The organism is Nocardioides dubius, assembly GCF_039528155.1.
Lineage (GTDB): Bacteria > Actinomycetota > Actinomycetes > Propionibacteriales > Nocardioidaceae > Nocardioides > Nocardioides dubius.
In genome coordinates this window covers 261273-275722 of sequence record NZ_BAAALG010000011.1, presented here as the reverse complement: position 1 = coordinate 275722, position 14450 = coordinate 261273, and the positions used below count along the sequence as shown (strand labels likewise).

Below are 14450 nucleotides of genomic sequence, written 5' to 3'. Positions count from 1 at the left end.
AGCGAAGAGGCTGCGGCGGTCGAGGGCGAGGAAGAGCGCGGCTACGAGGGCGACGAGGATCGCCATCGCGGTGAAGAGTCCTGGGTAGCCCCAGTAGGGAAGCGCCAGCCCGAGAAGTGGCGGGCCGAGGGCGACGCCGCCGTCCAGGGCCAGGTAGAAGGTCGAGGCCGTCACCGCGATGCGACCGGGCGGAGCGATCCGCACCGCCAGCACGGTGGCGCTGCACAGCACGGTGCCCATGCCGGCGCCACAGACCAGGCCAGCCGCGACCATGAGCCCTGCCGAGTCCATCAGGGCCAGCAGGACGAGCCCGAGTGCCACCGTGGCCAAGGCGGGCAGCATGACCACGGCCGGCGGCGTCGAGTCCATCAACCGGCCAGTGATCGGTCGGCTCAGCACGACCATCGTCGAATAGCAGACGAAGAACCAGGGCGCCCACGCGGTGAGGCCCTGGGAGACGCTCCACGCGTCGAGGTAGCCGTAGATGCTGGAGTAGACGATGCCTGCGCACGCGATGAAGACGCACAGCGGCAGGGCGGCCGGCTCCAGGAAGCGGCGCAGGCCCGAGCTGCGGCTCGCCGGGCCGGGTGCCGGGCGTGGCTGGCGTGGGAGCAGAGCTGCGGCGACGCAGCCGAGCATGCCCAGGCCGACCACGGCGGCGATCACGGTGTCGTAGCCCCACCGATTGGCGACGAAGAGCCCGATCGCCGGTCCGATCGCGCCGGCCAGGCTGTTGCTCAGGCCGAACCAGCCGGTGCCGGAACCCCTGCGCTCGCTGGGAAGTCCGGCGACGGCGACGGCCAGGGTGGCGGTGCTGGTGATCCCGAAGGCGAGCCCGCTCACGAAGCGCAACAGGGTGAAGACGGTCAGCCCGACCGGCAGCAGACAGGCCGCGGTGGCCAGCGTCATGGTGCTCATGGTGAGTACGAGCAGGGCGCGCGCGGGCAGGGCGTGCAGGGCTGGCCCGGCCAAGGGCCGGGCGACCACGCCACCCGCCAGCAGTGCGCCGGCGACGAGGCCGCCGACGCTCAGCGGCGCGTCATAGCGATGGTGGACCAGCAGGACGGTGATCGGGACCAGCAGGAAGAAGTTCGACGTGGCGAAGAAGTTGACGAACGCCGCGCCTAGGAACCGTCGCGACAGGAGGAGTGAGCGGCCGGTTCCCGCTCGGGTCATGCGCTGGCGGGGGAGGAGTGCCAGGCGACGTGCTGCCACCTCTCGCCGCGGGTCCAGACGGCGGTGTAGCGGATCGGGGTGACGGCCTGGCTGTCGCCCGCCCGGGTGGTCAGCACCACCAGGCCGGTGACGACGGCGGTGTTGTCGTGCAGGGTGATCCGCTGGTCGCTGGGGCTGATGTCGAGGTACCGCAGGCCCCCGCTGGCGAGCCGTTGCAGGAAGACGCCCTTCGAGTCGACCAGGCCGTTGGAGTGCGTGTAGGCGAGGTCGTCATGGAAGAGGGTGGCGAGGGCGTCGGTGTCGGCAGCCAGCAGGCCATCCCAGCGGAGGGCCTCCAGCGCGGCGACATCGGAGTAGGTCTCAGGCATGCGACTAAATTATCATGAGAAATAGAGTCGTTCGCCGTTGTCTTTGGTTTCGTCATGATGAATGATCGGGGGATGAGCTCTCTGCTGACGAAGAAGGCGGTCCTGGTCACCGGGGCCGGGAACGGCCTGGGCCGCGCGATCGCCGAGCTGGCGGCCGAGGAGGGCGCTGCCGTCCTGCTCGCCGACGTGGACCTCGCCGCCGCGACCGCCGCGGCGGCGGAGCTGTCGCGGCGCGGCCTGGTGGCGGTGCCGTGTGCCGCCGACGTCTCCGACGAGGCGCAGGTGGAGGCGATGGTCGCCCGAGCCGTCGCCGAGTTCGGGCGGTTGGATGCGGCGGTCAACAATGCCGCCCTGATGCCCGACCGGCTGCCCATCGTGGACCTCGACGTGGAGGCCTTCGACCGGATCGTCGCGGTGAACCTGCGCGGGGTAGCGCTCTGCATGAAGCACCAGGCGCGGCAGTTCCGGGCCCAGGGTGCGGGAGAGTGGGGGATCGTGAACATCGGCTCCGTCAGCTCCGTCCGGCCACGGATGGGCAATCCCGCCTATGTCGCGGTCAAGCACGGGGTGGTGGGGCTGACCAAGACCGGTGCGGTCGAGATGGCCGGCCTCGGGGTACGGGTCAACGCCGTCCTTCCTGGTGGCATGGACACGCCGATGATCCGCGCGGCGCGCGAGGCACAGGGCCGGTCCCCGGAGGAGGGGGAGTTCGAGCTGAGTCTGTTCGGCCGCCTGGCGCAGCCGCGCGAGGTGGCCGAGGCGGCGGTCTGGCTCGCCTCCCCGCGTGCCTCCTACGTCACGGGAGCACTGCTCGCCGCCGATGCGGGGTACATCGCCAGATGAGCAGGTCGGGTCGGAGAGTGGTGGGGTCGACTTCGGCCCATGCTGCCGCCAGGGCCCTGTTCTGGTAGGGATGCTGTCGTGAGCACCCGTGTCGAGACACTGCGTCCGGAACAACTCGCGCAGCGCCGGCTCGCCGGCCAGCTGCTCGACCTGGCCGGCGATGGCTCCGCGGCTCCCGCCGTGCTGGTGCTCGAGCTCGACGAGGTGATCTGGTCGCCGTCGTTCGTCAGTGAGACCTGCGCGATCCTCGACGAGCTCACCCCGGTCCTCATCGGCGTTGCCGCCGAGCCGCTCCCGCGGGAGGCGGCTCCGGTGCTCGAGCGGTTGACGACGACGCTGGCCCCCGGCGGGCCCGGCAGGTCGTGGGTGGCCATGGGCTCGGTCGAGGAGCTGCTGAGGGCGGTGTGCGCCCACCCCGACGCTGCACTGGTCCTGCATGGGCTGCTCCGCGCGACCCGCGCGCTCCCGGTCCCGGACGCCCTTGCCGCGGAGGCTGCCGCCTATTCGGCACTGCTGGCCGGGCCGGAGTTCGGCCGCTGGTTGGCGGCCGCGCCGACGCGCCGCGGAGGGCTCCGCGAGGACGTCGTCCGTCTTGAGCGCGACGGCGGCACCCTGCAGATCACGCTGGACGATCCGCTGCGCCGCAACGCCTTCGGCCGCCGGATGCGTGACGGGCTCGTCGATGCGTTGCAGCTCGCGCACCTCGACCCCACGGTGACCCTGGTCCGGTTGGTCGGCGAGGGCCCCAGCTTCAGCGCCGGCGGTGACCTTTCCGAGTTCGGCAGCGCGGCCGATCCGTTGGCGGCCTACCGCGCCCGTCTGGGACGCAGCGCAGCCGGTGCGTTGCATCGCGTGGCCGACCGCACCGAGGCCGTGGTGCACGGGGCGTGCGTCGGCGCCGGAATCGAGCTGCCGGCCTTCGCCGGCCGGATCGTGGCCAGTCCCGACGCCTGGTTCTGCCTGCCGGAGCTCGCGATGGGTCTGGTGCCCGGCGCGGGTGGCACGGTCAGCATCCCTCGCCGGATCGGGGCCTCGCGGACCGCGTGGATGGTGCTGACAGGAGCTCGGATCGATGCCGAGACCGCTCGTTCCTGGGGGCTGGTGGATGTCGTCGGCTGACCAGCAGGTGCTGCGCGGGTGGGCTGATGCCGGACTCGTCGCGCTGACCGGCCCTGCCGCCGGTCCGCCGCAGGTCGGGCCGGGGGATCCTGCCGGCCAGATCGTGGAGGGCCTTCGGCGGATCGCCGAGGCGGGCAGGCAGCGCACCGGTCGGGTGCCCGGACTGCCCGGCGTGGGGCTGCTCGCCGAGCGGGCCGCGCTGTTGGGACTGGGCCGGCGCGCACCGCTCTCCGTGGGTGGCGCGTTCCGGGCCGTGGCAACGACGGACGGTCACCTCGGACTCTCGCTGGCCCGGCCGAGTGATCGCGAGTTGATCCCTGCACTCGTCGAGAGCGACCTGGCTGCGGGCCGCGAGGGGGCGGAGATCTGGGAGGCGATCGCTGACTGGGCGCGCGACCTGCCGGCCCGGGAGGCGGTCGAGCGTGCCCGCCTGCTGGGGCTGCCGGCTTCTGAGATCCCCGCAGTCGAGGAGGTCACGCCACCGCCACCGCCACCGCCACCGGCGGAGGCGGTGCCGGCCGGCGGCGCTGCGCCGGTGCGTGAGCGACCGCTGGTGGTGGACCTCTCCGCGCTCTGGGCCGGGCCGCTGTGCAGTGATCTGCTGAGGCGGACGGGTGCGCGGGTGGTCAAGGTCGAGTCGGCGGCACGTCCGGATGGGGCGCGGCGTGGCGAGGGCGCCTTTTTCGACTTGGTCAACGAGGGAAAGCAGATGGTGGCCCTCGACTTCGCCTCGGCGCGTGACCGCGGCCGGTTGGCCGAGCTGATCGCGCGCGCCGACCTGGTGATCGAGGCCTCGCGGCCCCGAGCGCTGCGCGCGCTGGGCGTCGACGCCGACGAGGTGGTGGCGGCTGGAACCCGTTGGCTGTCGATCACGGCGCGCGGTCGCGACAGCGATGCCGTCGGCTTCGGGGACGACGTCGCGGTGGATGCGGGGCTCTTCGTCCGTGACCGGGACCAGACGCCTGCCCCGATCGGTGATGCCATCGCCGATCCGTTGACCGGAGTGGCGGCTGCGGCGCTGGCGGCGGAGGCATTGCTCGAGGAGAGGGCCACGATGATGGCTGTCTCGATGTGGGCGACGGCTCGCGCGGCGCGGGACCGGTGCCCGGTGCCGCCGGAGCACGAGGTGGTCGCCGACGGCGCCGGCTGGTCCTTGCGCACGCCCGGAGGCAGGCTCCCGGTCGCGTCGCCCAGGGCGCGGCGGGCGTTCCGCTCCGCCGGCGGGCTCGGCGCCGACACCCGGGAGGTGCTCGGATGAGGCTCTGGCTCCAGAACGTCGAGGTGGCTGGCCAGCGTGCGGACGTCGAGGTGGCCCGCGGGCGGGTCGTCGCCCTGCACCCGGCCGGTGGGCGGGTCCCGGTTGAGGCCGAGCACGTCGTCGACGGTGCCGGAGGCGCGTTGCTGCCCGGCCTGCATGACCACCACATGCATCTGCTGGCGCTCGCAGCGATGCGGTCATCGGTGGACTGCGCCCCGGCTGCGGATCTCGCCGCTCTTGGGGACCTGCTCCGCGCGGACCGCCATCCGGATGGCTGGATCAGGGCGGTCGGATACGACGAGGAGCGGATCGGGCGCCTCGACCGCCGGGTGCTCGACGCCTTGGTGGGGGAGCGCCCGGTCCGGGTGCAGCACCGCAGTGGCGCGCTGTGGGTGCTCAACAGCAGCGCCTTGCAGCAGGTCGAGGCGGTGCTCGGCGCGGACTCCGATGTCGAGCTGGATGCGGAGGGGCGCCCCAACGGGCGGCTGTGGCGCTACGACTCCCGGCTCAGCGCGGTCCTGCCGCGTCGGGTGCCGGACCTGGCCGCGCTCGGGCGGGAGCTGCGATCGCTGGGGCTCACCGGTGTCACGGATGCCACGCCCGACCTTGACCCGCAGGCGCTGGAGCTGCTGCGCGGAGCGGTGGCGACCGGCGAGATGGCCCTCGAAGTGACGGTTCTGGCGCAGGGGGCCCGGCCAGAGGAGGTGGCACCCCTGCGGGTGGGGCCGGCCAAGCTGCTGCTCGCCGACCACGACCTGCCCTCAGTGCCGTGGCTGAGCGCCCGCATCCGGTCGCACCACGGCGCCGGTCGCCCGGTTGCCGTGCACTGCGTGACGGCGGAGTCGCTGGTGCTCACCCTGGCTGCGCTCGAGGAGGCAGGGGTGCTGGCCGGGGACCGGATCGAGCATGCCTCGGTGGTGCCCTTCGGCCTGGAGCCCGAGCTGGCCCGGCTGGGGCTGCGGGTGGTGACGCAGCCCGGCTTCCTCAGCACCCGCGGCGAGCGCTACCGGGCCGAGGTCGAGCCCAGCGACCTGCCGATGCTCTATCCGGTGGCCCGTCTGCTCGCTGCCGGGGTGCCGACCGTGTGCTCGAGTGATGCTCCGTTCGGCGTCCTCGACCCCTGGCAGGTGATCGCGGCGGCGCGGGACCGCCGGACCGAGGCCGGCCTGGTGTTGGGGGAGAGCGAGCGGGTCGGGCCAGAGGTGGCGTTGTCGGGCTACCTTGCGCCGCCGGCCGATCCGGGCGGCGAGGTGCGACGGGTCGCACCTGGGGAGCGGGCCGACCTGCTGCTGCTCGCCGGGCCCCTCGCGGCCGCGTTGGCGACCCCGGACCGCGGCTGGGTGCGGACGACTTTCCGTAACGGACAACCGTTCGCGTAATTCTCATGATAAATTCGCTCGGACGTTGTCGAGCGACGAGAAGGAACCGCGAGCGCCATGCCCTACGTGATCACCCAGCACTGCTGCAATGACGCGTCCTGTGTTCCGGTCTGCCCGGCGAACTGCATCCACCCGACGCCTGACGAGCCCGGCTACGGCACGGCGGAGATGCTCTACATCGACCCGGAGGGGTGCATCGAATGCGGTGCCTGCCTCGACGCCTGTCCGGTCGGCGCGATCGAGCCCGACTACGACCTGCCGGACGGGTCGCTGCCTTTCCTCGAGCTGAACGCGGCCTACTACGACGCCCCCGGGCGGCGCGACTACGACAGTGAGCCGTGGCAGGAGCGCTCGCCGCGCAGGTGGGAGACGGGGGAGGAGCTGCGGGTCGCGGTCGTCGGCACCGGACCGGCTGCGACCTACGCCGTGCAGTATCTGCAGGAGCAGCGCGGTCTGGACGTGAGGATCGACGTCATCGAGAGGCTGCTCACCCCGGGCGGGCTGGTCCGCTTCGGGGTGGCCCCCGATCACCAGTCCACCAAGGCGGTCGCGGACTCCTTCGACCGGTCCCTGGGCCAGCGCAACGTGCGGGTGCTGCTCGGCGTGGAGGTGGGCAAGCAGGTGAGCCACCAGCAGCTGGCGGAGCGCTATCACGCGGTGATCTACGGAGTGGGTGCTGCGCAACCGCGCCCGCTCGGCATCGACGGCGAGGGGCTGCCGGGCAGCCTCGGGGCTCCGGACTTCGTCGCCTGGTACAACGGCCACCCCGACCAGCGTGACCTGGAGGTGGACCTCAGTGGCCGGCGCGCGGTCGTGGTCGGCAACGGCAACGTGGCTCTCGACGTCGCCCGGGTGCTCGCGGCCGGGTCGGAGCATCTGGGGCGCACCGACATCGCCGACCATGCGCTCACCGCGCTGGGCGCCGGATCCCTCGACGAGGTCCGCGTCATCGCGCGTCGTGGAGCGGCGGCGTCCGCCTTCACCACACCGGAGCTGCTCGGGCTGCGGGAGCTGTTGGGCGATCGCCTGATCCGCTCCGAGGAGCTGGGGCCTGAGTCGGAGCGCCTCGATCCCATCACCGCCTTCAAGGTCGCGGCGATCAAGGCGCTGCCCACCCGGGCGCCGGACGGCGCGGGACCGGTCGTCGTCCTCGACTACTGCCGCTCGCCGCAGGCCCTGCTCGGCGACGGGCGGGTGGAGGCGGTGCGCCTGGTTCGCAACGAGATCGATCCGTCGACCGGCAGTGCGATCCCGACTGCGGACGTCGAGGAGATGCCCGCCGACCTCGTCGTCAGCGCTGTCGGCTACCGAGCCCGTCCACTGGCCGGGCTCCCGTTCGACGATGCCCGCGCGGTGATCCCGCACCAGCAGGGACGGGTCGTCGACCCGGCGTCCGGAGCTCCGCTCGGCGGTGTCTACGTGACCGGATGGGCCAAGCGCGGTGCCTCCGGAGTGATCGGCACCAACCGGCGTTGTGCCCGGGAGACGGTCGACGCTCTGCTCGCCGACTGGGCGGACGGCGCGCTGCCGACCCCGACCGTCGCCGGCGACGTGGGTGAGCTGGTCCCCGGTGCGATGGACCTCGACGCCTGGCGGGCGATCGATCGCCATGAGCGTGCCGCGGGACGGGCAGCCTCCCGGCCCCGGATCAAGACCACCGACCTGGCCGGCCAGCTGGCCGTCCTGCAGTCCTAGGAGGACGACACGATGAGGGTTTCACTGATGTTCGCCGGCGGCGGCGGGATGAAGGTCCAGGACATGGTCGAGCTGGCCGTGCGCGCCGAGCGGGCGGGCGCTGCCGGTGTCTACCTGCCCGAGGCGTGGCGCTCCGCGTTCGTCACCATCACCGCGATCGCCGCCGCCACCGAGCGGATCGAGATCGGTCCGTACGTGCTGAACGCCCACGCCCACAGTCCGCTCTTCACCGGCATCGCCGCCGTCGACCTCGACGAGCTCTCCGGCGGTCGGCTGGTGCTCGGAGTGGGCAGCGGCAACAAGATCACCAACGAGCAGTACCAGGGGATCCCCGTGGTGCGACCGCTGGCCAAGATGCGCGACTACGTCGAGGTTCTGCACCGGGTCACCCGGGCCGGTACCGGCGACCGGGTCGACTTCGCGGGGCCGATGCACTCCACCACGGGCTGGCACGCGCAGGTGACGCCTGCACGCGACGACCTTCCGGTGGTGCTGGCAGCGACCTCGCCCAAGATGTCGCGGCTCGCCGCCGAGGTCGCCGACGGGATCGCGATGGGCAGCCTGCTCGGCACTGCCCACCTGGAGAAGCTGCGCGTCGAGGTGCTGCACGACGTGGCGCCCGGGTTCCGGGTGATGGCGTCGGCCTTCGTCGCGGTGGACGACGACCGCGAGCGGGCCCGGGCGGCGGCCCGCAGCGCCGTCGTCAACCTGTACGCCGGCAAGCCGCACCCGCACTACGACTCGTTGCTGCGCCAGCAGGGCTACACCGCCGTGGCCGATGCGATCACCGCAGCGGTCGCCGCCGACGACATCGACGCTGCGCATAGGGCGGTCAGCGAGGAGGTGCTCGACGCGCTGACCATCTGCGGCACCCCGCAGGAGTGCGTGGCCGGCATCGATCGCTATCGCGGGGTGCTGAGCGACCTGATCCTGGTCAACTCCTCGGGGATGCGCTACCAGGAGGGCGAGCGCGCGGTCGGCACCTCCAGTGCCGAGCTCCTCGACTCGTTCGAGCCGATCCTCGATCTGCTGACCAGGATCGCCGACGGCCCGCACGGACCGTGAGCGAGCCCTTGCGCCTGATCCTGCCCGGGTGACTGGTTGGATGGGTGCATGAGCGAGGCAGTCGAGATCGATATCACCACCGACGTCGTGGAGCTGACCCGCCAACTCGTGGACATCGAGTCGGTCAGTCGCAACGAGCAGCAGATCGCGGACGCCGTCGAGGCGGTGCTGCGTGGCGCCGAGCACCTGGAGGTGATCCGGCGCGGGCACACGGTGGTGGCGCGGACCGACCTCGGGCACTCCGAGCGCGTGGTGATCGCCGGCCACCTCGACACGGTGCCGCTCAACGACAACCTGCCGGCCCGCCTGGAGGACGGCCTGCTCTGGGGTCTGGGCAGCTGCGACATGAAGGGCGGCGTCGCCGTCGCGCTCAAGCTGGCCGTCGAGCTGGCCGCGCCGAACCGCGACGTCACCTATCTGTTCTACGAGGCCGAGGAGATCGAGGCCCGCTTCAACGGCCTGAACCTGCTCACCCAGAGTGACCCGCACCTGCTGGCCGCGGACTTCGCGATCCTGATGGAGCCGTCCAACGCCGGCGTCGAGGCCGGCTGTCAGGGCACCATGCGGGTGGAGGTCCGGACCCGCGGCGAGCGAGCGCACAGCGCACGCAGCTGGATGGGCCGCAACGCCATCCATGACGCCGGCGAGATCCTGGCCCGGCTCAACGCGCACCTGCCGCGCACCGTGGAGATCGACGGCCTCACCTACCGTGAGGGCCTGAACGCCGTCTTCATCTCCGGTGGGGTGGCCGGCAACGTGATCCCCGACGAGTGCGTGGTCACCGTCAACTACCGCTTCGCCCCGGACCGCTCCGAGGCCGACGCGGAGGCCTTCCTGCGGGACTTCTTCGCCGGCTACGACGTCCGGGTCACCGACACAGCTCCGGGCGCCCTGCCGGGCCTTGCCGTCCCCGCCGCTGCGGCCTTCGTGGAGCGCGTGGACGGCCCGGTCAACCCGAAGTTCGGCTGGACCGACGTCGCCCGCTTCTCGGCACTCGACATCCCGGCGGTGAACTTCGGCCCCGGCGACCCGATCCTGGCGCACAAGCAGGACGAGCACGTGCCGGTCGAGCAGATCCTGCGCTGCGAGCAGGTGCTGCGCAGTTGGCTCAGCGAGCAGCTGCCGGCCGGTCGATCGAGCGAAGGACAGGAGCAGTCGTGAAGGAACCTCGCAACCGCCGTCGCGGACCGGTGCTGATGCGCCGCAACCAGGTCCAGGACTCCACCACCGACCAACGTCTGCTCGACTCGCGCGGCCCGACCGACTGGGTGCACACCGATCCCTGGCGGGTGATGCGGATCCAGTCGGAGTTCATCGAGGGCTTCGGCGCGCTCGCCGAGCTCGGGCCGGCGATCGCCGTCTTCGGCTCGGCCCGCACACCCCTCGACAACCCCTCCTACGCCGACGCCGAGGCTTTGGGCGCCAAGCTCAGCGCGGCCGGCTTCGCGGTGATCACCGGCGGCGGTCCCGGCGCCATGGAGGCGGCCAACAAGGGCGCCAGCGAGTCCGGGGGAGTGAGCGTCGGGCTCGGCATCGAGCTGCCCTTCGAGGCAGGGCTCAACCAGTGGGTCGACATGGGCATCAACTTCCGCTACTTCTTCGCCCGCAAGACGATGTTCGTCAAGTACTCGCAGGGCTTCGTGGTGCTGCCCGGCGGCCTGGGCACCCTCGATGAGCTGTTCGAGGCGCTGACCCTGGTGCAGACCCGCAAGGTGACGTCGTTCCCGGTGGTCCTGATCGGCACCGCCTACTGGGGCGGGCTGGTGCAGTGGCTGCGCGACACCGTGCTGGCCGAGGGCAAGATGTCGCCCGAGGACCTGGACCTGATCACGGTCACCGACGACCTCGACCACGCCGTCGACATCATGGTGGCGGCACGTGAGGGCCGGGCTCCCGGCGTGACCCCGCACCGGCCGGAGTGATCGCGCGATGATGTGGCTCTTCGCAGCACTGGCAGTTCTGGCATTGGGTGCCATCGCCGTCGTCGCCTCCGGGCGCGGCGAGCCGATGCGCGAGGCCGGCCCGGACCGTGCTCCGTTCACGGTGGGGGAGGCCGGCCCGCTCGGCCCGGGCACCGCGCTCCGCGGTGAGCACCTGCGCCAGGCGCGCTTCTCGACGGCGATCCGTGGGTACCGGATGGACGAGGTGGATGCGCTGCTGGCCCGGTTGGCGACCCAGCTGGAGCAGGCCGAGCAGGCCACCGAGCAGCGCGCCGAGCCGGCCGTCCCTGGCGCGAACCCCACCCCTCCCGGCTCGATGCGTGGCTTCGTTGACGAAGCGCCGTCGTCGTAGGGCAGACTCGACCCGTGCAATTGCCCTGGATCGTCTACGGCCTCACCCCGCTCGCGCTGGTGGTCGTCGTGCTCACGCGGGTCCGGCTCGCTGGGCGCAAGCCCTCAGCCGGCCGCCTGCAGACCTCGCGCGGAGTGCTCAACGTGCACACCGTCGCCGGCCTCGCGGCGGTCGCGACGTGGACGGTCTTCCTGTTCACCGGCCGTGGTGACGGCACCGGCGACTCCCAGATCGGGATCCTCTCGCTGGCGCTGTTCTGGATCACCGTGGTCGCCGGCCTGATGATCCTGGTGCGCTGGATGCCGACCCGCGGCAAGCGCGCGGCGAGCGCGGTCAGCGACTCCTGGAGCTCCGGGCCCGGTCTCTCCCTGCTGGCCCACCTCGGCATGCTGGCCGGGGTCGTCCTCTTCACCTACGCCTACCTGATCTCCGAGGTGTGACATGCGAACTGCCAGCGCTCTGACGGCCACCATCGTCGCTGCGCTGGCGGTGAGCCTGGCACCCGCCTGGCCGGTCGCTGGGGCGACTGCGGCCGACCTCGCGTCCCGCGCCGACGCCGCCGCGCCGACGCCGCACCCGGCCGACCGGGCCCGACCTGCCGTGGTCGAGCGCAAGGTGATCGGTCACTCGCGACGCGGACGCAAGATCATCGCCTGGCGGGTCGGGGACCCGGACGCCAAGCGCACGGTGGTGGTGCTCTCCACCATGCACGGCAACGAGCCGCACACCCGCAAGATCCTCTACGCGCTGCGTGATGGCCGCCCGATCCGCGGCGTGGACATGTGGCTGATCCCGGTGCTCAACCCCGACGGCCTGCACCGCCGTACCCGCAAGAACGCACGCGGGGTCGACCTGAACCGCAACTATCCCTACGACTGGAAGCGGCTGGGCGGCAGCTACTACTCGGGGCCCAAGCCCGCCTCCGAGCCGGAGACCCGGGCGCTGATGAAGTTCCTGCGCCAGGTGCGCCCGAGCCGCCTGGTCAGCTTCCACCAGCCTCTGCACGGCGTCGACACCGACACCAAGAACCCGCGCTTCGCGCGTCGGCTGGCGCGCGAGCTGCGGTTGCCCCGCAAGCGATTCGTCTGCGGCGGGGTCTGCCACGGCACGATGACCGGCTGGTACAACCACTACTTCGCGGGCGCGGCGGTGACGGTGGAGTACTCCGCGAAGCCGTCCACGGCCATGCTGCGGGGCCCGGCCGCCCGGGGCCTGCTCCGGGTCTTCGGCGCACGTCGCTCAGCGCGCTGAGCGACGCTCCCGCTTGTTGCGGTACATCGCCGCATCGGCGTCGTGGAACGCCTGGACCAGGGTGAGCTCGCTCGGCCGGGCCGCCGCCGAGCCGGCCGAGGCGGCGATGCCCTCGCCGGCCAGCGCCTCGACGATCTGGGCCACCCGCGCCTCGCGCTGGGCATCGGTGGCGCCACTGAGCAGCAGGGTGAACTCGTCACCGCCGTAGCGCGCCACCCGATCGCTGCGTCGCACCGAGCCGGCCAGCACCTTGGCGGCCCGCTGCAACAGCTCGTCGCCGGCCACGTGCCCCTGCTCGTCGTTGATCTGCTTGAGACCGTCGAGGTCGAGCACCGCGACGCCGATCAGGTCGCCGTAGGCGTCCACCCGGGCCTGGGCCTCGGCGAGGGCGAGGTCCCACCCGCGCCGGTTGAGCAGTCCGGTCAACGCGTCCGTCTCCGCGGTGCCCTGGGCGATCCGGGCATCGCTGACCGCGAGGTCGAGGCGGCGCGAGGTGACCAGCTGCGCGGCCAGCAGCTCGCCGAGCAGGGCGAGCAGGCTGGCGTCGACGTCGCGGGCATCGTCCAGCGGCTTCTCGCTGACCCCGCACAGCACGCCGAACAGCTCGCCGTCCGGTGCCGCCAGCGGCGTTCCGGCGTACGCACGGATGGCCGGCACCGCCGGCAGGTCGCGGTAGGCCGGGTCCAGGGTGGAGTCCGGGACCACGTTGGCCGCGCCGCCCACCATCTTGCGGCAGAACGTCTCCTGCCAGGCCACCTGCATGCCGGGCTGGAGGAGATCGGTGCCGTCGGTGTGCAGGTGCACCTGTTGGGTGTCGGCCAACCGTGACACCGACCAGCTCGGCAGTCGGGTGGTGCGGGTCAGGTACGCGACGACGTCATGGGCGGACTGGGCGAAGAGGGCGGCGCCGTCCGTGGCCGGGGTGATCACCTGGTTCAACGATCCTCCTTGTCAACAAGGCACATCATGCCCGGCGCAGGGCCGGACGAACCAGTTCCGGGGCTGCGGCGCGCGGCAGCTTCCAGGGGTTGCACCGCGCAGCGGGTTCATCTGGGATAATGGACGGTGCGGGCTGTGTCACAAGGCGCGGTCCGGGGAACCGAACGGAAGAGGTGTGCGGATGGCGGCAATGAAGCCGCGGACGGGTGATGGTCCGCTGGAGGTCACCAAGGAAGGTCGCGGAATCGTGATGCGCGTCCCGCTCGAAGGTGGTGGCCGACTCGTTGTCGAGCTGAACGCCGAGGAAGCCACGGCGCTCGGCGATGCCCTCAAGGGCGTCGTCGGCTGACGTCGGTGTCTGCCTCCTCCGCAGCACCACAGCTTCCTGCTCAGGTGACGCCGCCGGCGTTCACGCTGAGCCGGACGCTCGACGGCAGCGCCGCCACGGACGTGGTGGCGCTCGGGGTGTTCGCCGACGACGGGCCTCGGCTCACGGCGTCGGCGAGCACCTTCTCCGAGCAGGTGGGCCTCGACCTGGTCGGCGCGCTGGCCCTGCTCGAGGTCACCGGCACGACCGGTGAGGTGGTCCGCCACGTCACCGGCCTCCCGCACGCACCCGTCGTCCTGCTCGTCGGCCTCGGTGCCGGCGGCGCCGTCGACCACCGCCGCGCGGGGGCCGCACTGGCCCGCGCGACCAAGAACGTTGCGACGCTGGCCACCACGATCACCGACGGTGCCGACGACGACGCCTTCACCGCCTTCGTCAGCGGCCTGGCGCTCGGCTCCTTCGAGTTCCACTGGCGCTCCGGCGGGCCTCAGGCCACCCCGGTCGCCGAGGTGCTCCTCGCCGACTCCGCGCCGCGCGCGCAGCTGCTGACCCGCGCCGAGGCGCTGGCCACCGCCAGCTGGCGGGCGCGCTTCTGGTGCACCACGCCCTCGAACCTGAAGAACCCGCAGTGGCTGGCCGAGGAGGCCACCAGTGCCGGCACCGCGGCCGGCCTCGAGGTCTCCGTGTGGGACGAGGCCGATCTCGCCCGGGACGGCTTCGGTGGCCTGCTCGCCGTC

General features: G+C 72.2%; 15 protein-coding genes and 1 pseudogene. 13 read left to right on the top strand and 3 right to left on the bottom strand.

Annotated elements, in window-relative coordinates:
* Both ABD151_RS14390 and ABD151_RS14385 read right to left on the bottom strand, forming a co-directional pair.
* Positions 1 to 1176, bottom strand: a 1176-nt coding sequence (locus ABD151_RS14390) for an MFS transporter (RefSeq protein ID WP_343995453.1), incomplete at its 3' end; no start/stop codon positions are given.
* Positions 1173 to 1544: a nuclear transport factor 2 family protein gene (locus ABD151_RS14385; RefSeq protein ID WP_343995452.1), complete on the bottom strand. Its 372-nt coding sequence runs from the start codon at positions 1542 to 1544 to the stop codon at positions 1173 to 1175. The genes ABD151_RS14390 and ABD151_RS14385, both read right to left, overlap by 4 nt.
* Positions 1545 to 1616: 72 nt before the next feature.
* Here ABD151_RS14385 and ABD151_RS14380 point away from each other — a divergent pair, with 72 nt between their 5' ends.
* The 11 genes from ABD151_RS14380 to ABD151_RS14330 all read left to right on the top strand — a co-directional run bounded on the left by ABD151_RS14380 (position 1617) and on the right by ABD151_RS14330 (position 12446).
* On the top strand, positions 1617 to 2387 hold the full coding sequence (locus ABD151_RS14380) for an SDR family NAD(P)-dependent oxidoreductase (protein WP_343995451.1): 771 nt from the start codon (positions 1617 to 1619) through the stop codon (positions 2385 to 2387).
* A 78-nt stretch (positions 2388 to 2465) separates the two neighbouring features.
* Positions 2466 to 3506, top strand: coding sequence for an enoyl-CoA hydratase/isomerase family protein (locus ABD151_RS14375; RefSeq protein WP_343995450.1), 1041 nt, complete (start codon positions 2466 to 2468; stop codon positions 3504 to 3506).
* Entirely contained in the window at positions 3493 to 4764 is a 1272-nt protein-coding gene (locus ABD151_RS14370) for a CoA transferase (RefSeq protein WP_343995449.1), read from the top strand. Before ABD151_RS14375 ends, ABD151_RS14370 begins: the two co-directional genes overlap by 14 nt.
* Entirely contained in the window at positions 4761 to 6143 is a 1383-nt protein-coding gene (locus tag ABD151_RS14365; protein WP_343995448.1) for an amidohydrolase family protein, read from the top strand. The genes ABD151_RS14370 and ABD151_RS14365 overlap by 4 nt, the downstream gene beginning before the upstream one ends.
* Positions 6144 to 6200: 57 nt before the next feature.
* Positions 6201 to 7838 (top strand): FAD-dependent oxidoreductase, encoded by a 1638-nt coding sequence (locus ABD151_RS14360; protein WP_343995447.1) that lies wholly within the window; start codon positions 6201 to 6203, stop codon positions 7836 to 7838.
* A 12-nt stretch (positions 7839 to 7850) separates the two neighbouring features.
* Positions 7851 to 8903, top strand: coding sequence for an LLM class flavin-dependent oxidoreductase (locus ABD151_RS14355; RefSeq protein ID WP_343995446.1), 1053 nt, complete (start codon positions 7851 to 7853; stop codon positions 8901 to 8903).
* Between the two features lie 48 nt (positions 8904 to 8951).
* The gene (dapE, locus tag ABD151_RS14350; protein ID WP_343995445.1) at positions 8952 to 10064 is read left to right on the top strand and encodes a succinyl-diaminopimelate desuccinylase; all 1113 of its coding nucleotides are present in this window, start codon (positions 8952 to 8954) and stop codon (positions 10062 to 10064) included.
* A gap of 35 nt (positions 10065 to 10099) precedes the next feature.
* Positions 10100 to 10825, top strand: a complete 726-nt coding sequence (locus tag ABD151_RS14345; protein ID WP_343995806.1) for an LOG family protein — start codon at positions 10100 to 10102, stop codon at positions 10823 to 10825.
* A 7-nt stretch (positions 10826 to 10832) separates the two neighbouring features.
* Positions 10833 to 11195, top strand: a complete 363-nt coding sequence (locus ABD151_RS14340; RefSeq protein ID WP_343995444.1) for a DivIVA domain-containing protein — start codon at positions 10833 to 10835, stop codon at positions 11193 to 11195.
* A gap of 14 nt (positions 11196 to 11209) precedes the next feature.
* Entirely contained in the window at positions 11210 to 11635 is a 426-nt protein-coding gene (locus ABD151_RS14335) for a hypothetical protein (RefSeq protein ID WP_343995443.1), read from the top strand.
* Between the two features lies 1 nt (position 11636).
* Positions 11637 to 12446, top strand: coding sequence for a M14 family zinc carboxypeptidase (locus ABD151_RS14330; protein WP_343995442.1), 810 nt, complete (start codon positions 11637 to 11639; stop codon positions 12444 to 12446).
* Here ABD151_RS14330 and ABD151_RS14325 read toward each other — a convergent pair.
* Positions 12435 to 13376 carry a GGDEF domain-containing protein gene (locus ABD151_RS14325; RefSeq protein WP_343995805.1) on the bottom strand — a complete coding sequence of 314 codons (942 nt, stop codon included), beginning with the start codon at positions 13374 to 13376 and terminating at the stop codon, positions 12435 to 12437. The two genes, ABD151_RS14330 and ABD151_RS14325, sit on opposite strands and share 12 nt — an antisense overlap.
* A gap of 190 nt (positions 13377 to 13566) precedes the next feature.
* On the opposite strand from ABD151_RS14325, the gene ABD151_RS14320 reads away from it, so the two are divergent.
* Complete coding sequence (locus ABD151_RS14320) at positions 13567 to 13734, top strand: DUF3117 domain-containing protein (protein ID WP_082748240.1); 168 nt, start codon at positions 13567 to 13569, stop codon at positions 13732 to 13734.
* A 5-nt stretch (positions 13735 to 13739) separates the two neighbouring features.
* A pseudogene (locus ABD151_RS14315) lies at positions 13740 to 14450 on the top strand (M17 family peptidase N-terminal domain-containing protein); the annotation flags it as partial.

Excerpts from the sequence above, each read along its gene's own strand:
- ABD151_RS14340 (WP_343995444.1), top strand. The coding sequence starts at position 10,833 with ATGATGTGGCTCTTCGCAGCACTGGCAGTTCTGGCATTGGGTGCCATC.
- ABD151_RS14380 (WP_343995451.1), top strand. The coding sequence starts at position 1,617 with ATGAGCTCTCTGCTGACGAAGAAGGCGGTCCTGGTCACCGGGGCCGGG.
- dapE (WP_343995445.1), top strand. The coding sequence starts at position 8,952 with ATGAGCGAGGCAGTCGAGATCGATATCACCACCGACGTCGTGGAGCTG.
- ABD151_RS14370 (WP_343995449.1), top strand. The coding sequence starts at position 3,493 with ATGTCGTCGGCTGACCAGCAGGTGCTGCGCGGGTGGGCTGATGCCGGA.
- ABD151_RS14320 (WP_082748240.1), top strand. The coding sequence starts at position 13,567 with ATGGCGGCAATGAAGCCGCGGACGGGTGATGGTCCGCTGGAGGTCACC.
- ABD151_RS14330 (WP_343995442.1), top strand. The coding sequence starts at position 11,637 with ATGCGAACTGCCAGCGCTCTGACGGCCACCATCGTCGCTGCGCTGGCG.
- ABD151_RS14385 (WP_343995452.1), bottom strand. The coding sequence starts at position 1,544 with ATGCCTGAGACCTACTCCGATGTCGCCGCGCTGGAGGCCCTCCGCTGG.
- ABD151_RS14345 (WP_343995806.1), top strand. The coding sequence starts at position 10,100 with ATGCGCCGCAACCAGGTCCAGGACTCCACCACCGACCAACGTCTGCTC.
- ABD151_RS14365 (WP_343995448.1), top strand. The coding sequence starts at position 4,761 with ATGAGGCTCTGGCTCCAGAACGTCGAGGTGGCTGGCCAGCGTGCGGAC.
- ABD151_RS14360 (WP_343995447.1), top strand. The coding sequence starts at position 6,201 with ATGCCCTACGTGATCACCCAGCACTGCTGCAATGACGCGTCCTGTGTT.
- ABD151_RS14355 (WP_343995446.1), top strand. The coding sequence starts at position 7,851 with ATGAGGGTTTCACTGATGTTCGCCGGCGGCGGCGGGATGAAGGTCCAG.